Origin of the sequence: Halobacillus sp. BBL2006 (assembly GCF_000786645.1) — a bacterium.
Lineage (GTDB): Bacteria > Bacillota > Bacilli > Bacillales > Halobacillaceae > Halobacillus.
Map to the genome: position 1 here is coordinate 1 of NZ_JRNX01000116.1, position 9113 is coordinate 9113.

At 35.1% G+C, this 9113-nt stretch carries 6 protein-coding genes and 1 pseudogene; all 7 read left to right on the plus strand.

All coding sequences use genetic code 11. From position 1 onward, the window contains the following. Positions 1-614 precede the first annotated feature (614 nt). Entirely contained in the window at positions 615-785 is a 171-nt protein-coding gene (locus LD39_RS04280) for a hypothetical protein (RefSeq protein ID WP_156112561.1), read from the plus strand. Further along, positions 786-1340 carry a hypothetical protein gene (locus LD39_RS04285; RefSeq protein ID WP_035543236.1) on the plus strand — a complete coding sequence of 185 codons (555 nt, stop codon included), beginning with the start codon at positions 786-788 and terminating at the stop codon, positions 1338-1340. It abuts the gene before it with no gap. Positions 1341-1555: 215 nt separating this feature from the next. Beyond that, the gene (locus LD39_RS04290; RefSeq protein WP_035543239.1) at positions 1556-3100 is read left to right on the plus strand and encodes a class I SAM-dependent DNA methyltransferase; all 1545 of its coding nucleotides are present in this window, start codon (positions 1556-1558) and stop codon (positions 3098-3100) included. Continuing rightward, positions 3097-4197, plus strand: coding sequence for a restriction endonuclease subunit S (locus LD39_RS04295; protein WP_035543241.1), 1101 nt, complete (start codon positions 3097-3099; stop codon positions 4195-4197). The genes LD39_RS04290 and LD39_RS04295 overlap by 4 nt, the downstream gene beginning before the upstream one ends. 56 nt (positions 4198-4253) lie before the next feature. Continuing rightward, positions 4254-7316, plus strand: coding sequence for a type I restriction endonuclease subunit R (locus LD39_RS04300; RefSeq protein WP_035543244.1), 3063 nt, complete (start codon positions 4254-4256; stop codon positions 7314-7316). 212 nt (positions 7317-7528) lie between these two features. Further along, positions 7529-8497: a Hachiman antiphage defense system protein HamA gene (locus LD39_RS04305; RefSeq protein ID WP_231572509.1), complete on the plus strand. Its 969-nt coding sequence runs from the start codon at positions 7529-7531 to the stop codon at positions 8495-8497. Continuing rightward, positions 8487-9113 (plus strand): annotated as a pseudogene (locus LD39_RS04310) (DEAD/DEAH box helicase); the annotation flags it as partial. The gene LD39_RS04305 and the pseudogene LD39_RS04310, both read left to right, overlap by 11 nt.

The window sequence follows — 9113 nt, forward strand, 5'->3', positions numbered from 1 at the left end:
ACGCCTGTGATTGAATATAGAGATATTCAAAACCTAACAAGGAGACGATTCAAAAAAGCCTTTCATCTAAAAGCGACATTGGGGGAACTGGAGGAGCGGGGGTTTATCTATCAAATGAAGGATGGCAGGAAGGCACTGCTAGAAGTGAATCCTCTAATTTAAAATAACTTATATCACTACCACATTACCCACAATAGCTTACAACCCTGGTAAGAAAAAGAAAATTAGCGTGGGAATGCTAAGTACACATAGGTACACACTACCCGCAATTCAAGTAAGGAACCAAATATGGGTAATGTGTGTCAAGGTGTACCGGGAGTACCCACGCTACAAAACTAAGACCCGTAAGAGATTACATCGAATGTGGGTAATGTGGGTAAAAATTTAGAAAAGAAGATGATGATTTGATTGTAAAAATATTAACCAGTCAGTTGATCGTTCGGGATCGAGCTATAACAAGATGATGAGAAGGAAATGTACTAAAGTTTTCAAACAAATGTACCATTATAATGGCTGGATAGTGTGAATTTAAGCCTTTTAAGGGAGGGTGAGAAAAAGTGGCTCCACTATATAAAAATGAGGTGAGATTGAAGAGACCCCAGGACGTTAGAAGAATGTTATCAAGGGTTATTAATCACCTATTAACTACTGGAGAAATGACAAATGAGAAGGCAAAGGCTATCAATGCTTTATCAAATACGACTTTAAAGAGTATGGAAATGGGAGAGTTGCAAGAAGAAATGGAGCAACTTAAGGAAGTAGTCCAAAGATTGGAGGCGAAATAAGTGAGTGTTAAAGCTCGTTTAAATACTTTAAGAAATATGAACGATAAGATGTATCCGAAACTAAGTTCTGATGAACGATTTAAAATGGTTATCGAGACATTTGTTAATAATGACGAAGTTCAACGTGAAAAGCTTGTGAAGTCATGCCCGCAGTTTATGTATTTGGAGTCCGACCATTCTTATACTGAAAGGATCGAGGCTTCCAGGGATATAGTTACAATTTTTATTATTCAGCTTTTAGAATACGACAAAACATTGTCCATTATCAAAATCCTCAATGGATTTAATAAAGACCGAAAACTTAATATTGAAAAGAGATTTATAAATGAAGTACAGTCTTTCCTATTTGCATTTGAAATCTTTTGCAGGGAGCATGTGGGTGTTGAGTCGCAGGATATGATCCAAGCTTGGTACGGCTATGATGATAGGTATATTAGAAAGATAGAAAAAATCAAGCAATCGATAGATTTTTATCAACTAGATCATGATTCTGAATTAATGGCTAACTGGTTGAAGAGGGTTTTTATTCCTGAATGGCAGCGTAGGATGAGTTAAAACAGTGTTAGTTGGTGAAAAAGGTTGATAGTGCATCTCTTTTTACCAATTTTCCTTACTGACTTCTCTTAAATAATTTTTAGATGATGGTCTGTTATTAGACGGTATTGGAGAAATTATTAGATGGAATCTACAAGCATAAAAAGTATTAGAAAACGTGGTAGAATAGGTGGTAGTTGGAAGTGAATTGGTAGTTAACCAGGGGGAACACTATAATGACAGCAAAAGCAGATATAAATTTTCAAAAAGACTTATTCGATGCAGCCACTAATATGCGTGGAAGTGTTGCACCGGCCGACTATAAACATTACGTTTTACCGTTAATCTTTTTGCGTTATTTATCAAATCGCTATAACATCCGAAAAGAGGAGATAGACAATCTAGTTAAAGATCCTCATAGTGATTGGTACGCTTCAGATGAAGAAACTCAACAAATAATTAAAGAAGATCCAGACATGTATATGTCTGAAAATGTGTATGTCGTACCAGAAGAATCAAGCTGGTCTCATATTTTAAAGAATGCGAAACAACCGAACATAAAGGAAATCCTTGATAATGCGATGAAACGCCTAGAGGAAGAAAACCCTGATTTAGAGGGAATGTTACCTCGAATATTCCAAGGAAGTAATTTACCTGCTGAAAACGTATCGGGCTTAATAGAAATTTTTTCTCGTGATGTTTTTAGTGCAAATGATGAGCGAAGTGTAGATATTCTAGGCCGTGTATATGAGTACTTTATTTCTGAATTTGCATCTACAGAGGGACAAAGAGGAGGAGAATTCTATACTCCTTATTCGGTAGTAAGCCTTCTGGCTCGTATGTTAGAACCAATTAAGGGTACTGTCTTTGATCCTGCTTGTGGTTCAGGCGGTATGTTCATTCAATCAGAAGAGTACTCTCTAAGTCGTCACGGACTTTCATTTTATGGACAAGAGAATGTAACAACGACGGCTCGATTAGGAAAGATGAATGTCTTACTTCATGGGTTAAATGCAGATATCCGTCTTGGTAACTCATTATTAGATGACAAATTTCCTGACTTAAAGGCTGATTATGTTATTGCTAATCCACCATTTAACCAAGACGGATGGGGTGCAGATCGAATTTCAAATGATGACCCACGTTTAATCGGTCCTGTGACAGATTCCAATGCAAACTATATGTGGATGCAGCATTTTTTTCATCACTTAAATGAACAAGGATCAGCTGGCTATGTAATGGCTAATGGGGCAATGACAACTAATCACAGGAATGAAAGAGAAGTGCGGAAATGGTTTATTAACAATGGGTATATTGATTGTATAGTGGCTTTGCCTGAGAAACTTTTTTTGTCTACAGGTATTCCGTGCTGCCTGTTTTTCTTAAGTAAGAATCGAGATGGTAAAGGAAAGTATCGTGAGCGTAGAGATGAAGTGCTATTCATCGATGCACGCCAAAAAGGATCATTGGTGAGTAGAAAACAAAAAGCGTTATCTGAAGCAGAAATTGAAGAAATCGCGACAGTTTATCATAATTTCAAGTTTGATGATGTAAAAGTTGAGGATATTCTTGGATTCAGTAAAGTATTAAAGTTGGCTGACATAAAAGAGAATGATTATAAGTTAACACCAGGTATTTATGTTGGAACAGAAGAAGTAGAAGATGATGGTGTGCCATTTGAAGAAAAAATGACAGGTTTAAAAGTAAAATTACTTGAGCAGTTTGAAGAATCGAATCGCCTCCAAGAGAAAATTAGAAAGAACTTGGAGGGACTTATGTGAGAAAAAATTGGCAAACTTCTAAGTTAGGAGAACAGGTTACGTTGCAACGGGGTTTTGACCTACCTAAAAAACATAGGTTAAAAGGTAATATCCCCATCATTTCTTCCTCGGGGGTAACTGGTTGGCATTCTGAATCAAAGATTATGGGTCCGGGAGTAGTTACAGGACGTTATGGAACGGTAGGTAAAGTGTTCTACTCAGAAGACGAATTTTGGCCATTAAATACAACATTATTCGTAAAAGATTTTAAGAGCAACCACCCTAAGTTTATTTATTACCTTTTACAAACTATAAATTATAATTCAATAAATGCTAAAAGTAGTGTCCCGGGAATTAACAGGAATGACCTACATGAAATAGAAATCAAGATACCACCTTTTGATGAACAATTAGAAATTTCTAGGTTCTTAAGTGACCTTGATAATAAAATAGAACTTAATAATCAAATAAACGACACTCTTGAGGAAATGGCTATGACCCTTTACAAACATTGGTTTTTTGATTTTGGACCATTCCAAAATGATGAGTTTGTGGAAGCAGAACTAGGAATGATCCCAAAAGGGTGGGAAGTTAAGACATTAGGTGATGTTAGTAACCTATTAGATTCAAAAAGAGTGCCGCTATCAAGAATGGAAAGGGAAAAAAGAGAAGGGATTTTTCCTTATTATGGAGCTACTTCAATAATGGATTATGTGGATGATTATATCTTTGACGGTACTTATGTATTGATGGGTGAAGATGGGTCAGTAATGAAGGATGATTGTACTCCATATATTCAGTACATATCGGGTAAGTTTTGGGTTAATAATCATGCACATATTTTAGAAGGTAAAAATGGAATTTCGACAGAATGGTTAAAAACATTCCTTGAAACATTAAATGTTTCTCCTATAGTAACAGGGGCTGTTCAGCCAAAAATCAACCAAAGAAACCTTAAAAGTGTAAAATTTCTTGTGCCCGATGATGAAACTAAAGATAGATTCAATAATAAATTAACGTCCTTGTTTAAGAAAGTATTAGCGAATGAAAAGGAAAATGATTATCTTGTTAAGATACGTGATTATCTATTACCAAAACTATTATCGGGTGATATTTAATTATCAGAAGCCAAAGAAAAATTAAAAATGTAATGCAATAAAAGGGAGGGCTGGATATGGGGCGATTAATGGAATCTGATTTTGAAGAAACGACGATAGAGCGGTTAAAGGGTCTTGACTATACGTATCTTCATGGTCAGGAACTCTTTCAACTGGGAGAACGGGAACGCGTACAAGAAGTTGTCCTAAAAGGTAGACTGGAATCTTTCCTGTATGATACCTACCCGTTTATCCCTGCTAATGAAATCAGGCGTTTAACAAACTTGTTTATTTTAAACGAAGGGGTTGGATGGGAAGAACGTAATTTTGTTTTCCACCAAAAGTGTGTAAATGGTCTTGAATTTATATACGAGGATAAAGGTGAAGAAAAAGTCCAACACGTTTATCCTATTGATTGGACTACCCCTAAAAATAATGATTTTTTAGTTGTTAATCAGTTATCAATTGAAGGCCGTATGTCCCGACGCCCAGACATCATTGTTTTTGTGAACGGTCTTCCAATTATTTTATTTGAACTTAAAAACCCAAATAAAGAAAATGCGACAGTACATGATGCCTATAATCAAATCCGTAATTACACCCATGACATCTCCCAACTTTTTGAATACAATGCATTCACGATTATATCAGATGGCATCGAAACGAAACATGGGATGCCATCTGCTCCTTATGATTTCTTTGCTTCTTGGAAAACCATCGATGGTGTTAATGTAGACAATAATGTGGTCAACACCATGAGAACGTTAATTCAAGGCTTGTTTGAAAAGGATAGATTATTAAACTATATACGTAATTTTATCGTTTATCTGGATAAAGGTGATTCAAAAATTAAGATCGGTGCAAAGTATCACCAGTTTTTTGGTGTGAATTTTGCGGTTGAAGAAACCATTCGAGCCACCAGCCCAAATGGAGATCATAAAATTGGTGTGATGTATCATACAACAGGCTCTGGTAAGAGTATCAGTATGTTATTTTATTCTGCTATTTTGTCTAGACATAAGTATTTGGAGAATCCTACGGTTGTGGTACAGGTGGATCGCAATGACTTAGATGAGCAACTACACGACACATTTTCAGAAGGTCGTAGTCTAATTGGACATATTCATCATGCGAAAAAAGCAGACCAATTACGGGATATCCTTAGAGGTGAAGGCGGACAAATTGTCTTTTCAACGATAGAGAAATTCCGCTTAAAGGAAGGCGAAGCTAAACACCCGATATTGTCGGAGCGAAGGAATATTATCGTGATTTCAGATGAGGCTCATCGAACACAAAGTGGATTTGATGGGGGATATGCAGCTCAACTAAGATTTGCCTTGCCGAATGCTTCATTTGTTGGCTTTACTGGAACGCCAGTTAAGTTACTTGGTAATAATACAGAAGAAATATTTGGCCATGTCATTCATCGTTATGATATGGCACAGGCCGTACAAGATAAAGCAGTATTACCACTATATTATGAAAGTCGGATGATTCCATTAGACTATGATGGTGCTGATATAGATGAAGAATTTACGGATCTAGTTAACGAGGTTGGGCTTGATGATGAGGAGACACGATCTTACAAATTGAAATGGGCAGCTTTAGAGAAAGTTGTTGGTACACCGAAACGTCTCCAAAGACTTTCTAAAAGTATTCTAGATCATTTTAATAAAGCCGCAGATCCATATCAAAAGGGTATGATCGTTTGTATGAGTCGTCAGGTTGCCGTTCGCTTGTATGATGAACTAAAGAAACACGATAACTGTCCAGAAGTAGAAATAATTATGACGGGTGATGTTTCAAAAGACCCTGACTCATGGCGAGAGATAAATCCAGGTAGCAAATACGCTCACATTAAAACGAAGGAAGAACAAGAAGAAGTTAAAGGTCGTTTGAAGAAAACCGATGATCCTCTGAAACTAGTTATCGTTGTTTCAATGTGGCTTACTGGTTTTGATGTTCCGAACCTTTCATTCCTGTATGTTGATAAACCAATGAAGGGTCACACTCTAATACAAGCGATTGCACGTGTTAACCGAGTTTTCCCTGGTAAAGAAGGTGGACTAATCGTTGACTTTATTGGTATTGCAACATCTCTTAAAGAAGCAACTAACCAATATACGGGTGATAACGCAACAAATGATATGGACATAGATGTCGACCAAGCTATTAGTGTCTTTAATAATAAGTTAAAAGAAGTGCGTAAGTATTTTGGTGATATCGAGCATCGTAATGATTGGCGCTCTCTGTCTAAAGTAAGTCGCGATGATTTAATTGCAGATCTTGTTAATGACCAATTAAACGGAGATCCGGAAGCATTTGTTGAGGATTGCGTAAAACTAGAGAAGGCATATAAGTTGGTAAAACATATCGATAAGGTTATTCCATATTCGGATGAAGCCACTCTATATCAAATGGTCCGTATTCAAGTTAGAAAGTTTCTTTCAGCCCAAAATAATAACTTTAATTCAAATCAAACGGTGGAAGAGCGCCTAAACTCCTTAATTGATAGACATTTGGAAACCAAAGAGCCAGTTGATATATATAAGGTTGCAGGCATTGAAAAACCTGATATAAGTATTCTTGATGAAGAATTTCTCAAAGATATGCAGGAAAAAGAAGATCATGAGGATCTACGTCTAAAGTTGCTGAAAAAATTACTGGAAGACCATATCCAAGTCAATTTCAAAAGGAATAGCCCTAAAGAAAAGCAAATGCGTGAGTTACTGGAGAAAACCTTAAAAGATTACCATAATCGTATTATACAAGCAGCGGATGTTGTAAGAGTGATGGCTGAAATGAAAAATGAAGTTGATGATGAAGCAGACTTCCGGAAAGACCTTGGTCTATCTGAGGAAGAAGTTGAATTCTATAAAGCCATTACCTCACTAAAAATGGAAGCCTTCGATAATAAGTTTTTAGCTGACCTCATTCACAAGGTAGTGAATGAGTTAAAGAAGAACTTAAGTCAGGACTGGACTAGCGAACACCGCAAGAATATCTATGCTAAGGTAAACATGGCGGTTAAGAAAGTTTTAATGAACGAGGGAATTAAAGGAAAACAACTTATATTCATCACAAAAGCAATTATGGAAGAAGCAAAAGAGCAGTATAAAGATTGGCCTCAGAATGCTTAACCTTTCAGAGAATATATAATAACCTTAAGTTGGGGACATATGAATAAGGAAATAGAGATCACCTTTAACGCTAAAGGTGATCTCTAGAGGAGGAGTTAATAGCTGCGAAACAATAATAAGTCCAAAAAATACCAATACATTTAACACAAGATGCTTAAAAAAATATATTAATCATTCACTCAATGAGCCCTTGTTTTCAAGGGCTTTATTTGTTGTGGGGTAAAACATCAATTTACAATAATTTGATTACATCACTCTCGGTCTTTTTGGTGAACTTATGTTACATTAGTATTAATTCCCAATGGAAAAAAATAACTTTGTTTGAAAGTGTGATGGTAATGGAAGGCAAGGATAACAAACTTATTGAATTAATAGGGTCCCATGAAGGGAAAGAACCTTTCTTTATTGAGTGGTTACTATCAGAAGACAGCATAGAATTACCGCAGAAAAAACATAGAATTCTTAGTGAAATTGATGGGACAAGAGAAAATTCTATAGACAAAGTTTCAGAATGGTTTATTCAGCATCATATGGATGAAAAAAGAAAAAGTAGGATTGAAAAAAAGAAAAAGACTTTAGAAAAGCAAGGGTTTCAAAATTACGTTCAAAAACTTAATTTTTTTCCGAGTGATAACAAAACAATAAAAGGAAATACTGCTGAAATAATACTAGCAGAATATTTAAAGGCTACCTCCGGGTTGGATTTATTGGTTTATAGGTTAAGATATAATCCGAATATTAACCAATCAATGAAAGGGGATGATGTTTTACTATTAAATGCGGCTGATGTTTTCGGTAGACTAATAGTAGGGGAGTCTAAATTTAGAGAGGTCCCTGGAAAAGCTGTAATAGAAGAAATATTAGACAATATAGGTAATGAAGTTACATATCCGCTATCCCTACTCTTTTTATCCAAAATATTAAGTGATAGAGGGGAAGATGAAATAGCAGAGGAGTTGGAAGACTTAAATAGTAATATGCATACAGGCAAAACAGATATTATAAACGTAGGTTTTCTTTTAAGTAATCATAATACTGCAGCAAATGTTGAAAGGCATCTATATTCGCGTAATCCAAATTTTGTATTAGTTTCATTAGGTATTGAAAATCCTGCGAATTTCATTTCGGAAATAAGTGATTTAGCCATTAAAAAAATTAGCGAGGTAGAAGATGAAAGTTGAAAAAGCCCAAAAATTATTAAGTAAACTTGAGGAAGATGATTTTGTAAGAAGCTTAGTTGCTCAAGGGGATTCAAAGTTTTTGTTGTTAAATGTTAATGAGCCAATTGAAAATTTTCCTTCGTATACTTCTGATCTCGAACAAAAATTAACTAGTATTGCAATATCATATCTTTCAATTGGATGTTCTTTTGCAGAAAATAAACACACACAAGACTCTATCTTTCCCTTGGAAAAAGGTGCAACAATCTTGGAGAATATATATAGTTCTAAAGACGTTACAGATAAATATAATGATTATTTTATGTTAGTCAGTTCGTTAGCATATTATTCGGCACATCAATACTCTAAATCTTTTGTAATATTAAAAAAAGTGAAGTTTGATTCTAAAATAAATGAAATCATTGGTTTTATGTTGAAAAGACAATTTTCTCTTTTATCGAAAGCTATCACTGAAATACTTTTAAATAAAGATTACTCTGATGAATCAATTTCGGAAAATGAAGAAATCGATATTGCTAATTACAAAATTTATACAGTTATTTTGTCTAAATCATTAGCTTTATTATTAGAATTTATTTTTACAGGAAAGGTAGAGTATTTAAAACAAACAAAAGAA

Coding starts and splice junctions, on each gene's coding strand:
- LD39_RS04280 (WP_156112561.1), top strand. CDS start 615: ATGTTATCAAGGGTTATTAATCACCTATTAACTACTGGAGAAATGACA.
- LD39_RS04290 (WP_035543239.1), top strand. CDS start 1,556: ATGACAGCAAAAGCAGATATAAATTTTCAAAAAGACTTATTCGATGCA.
- LD39_RS04300 (WP_035543244.1), top strand. CDS start 4,254: ATGGGGCGATTAATGGAATCTGATTTTGAAGAAACGACGATAGAGCGG.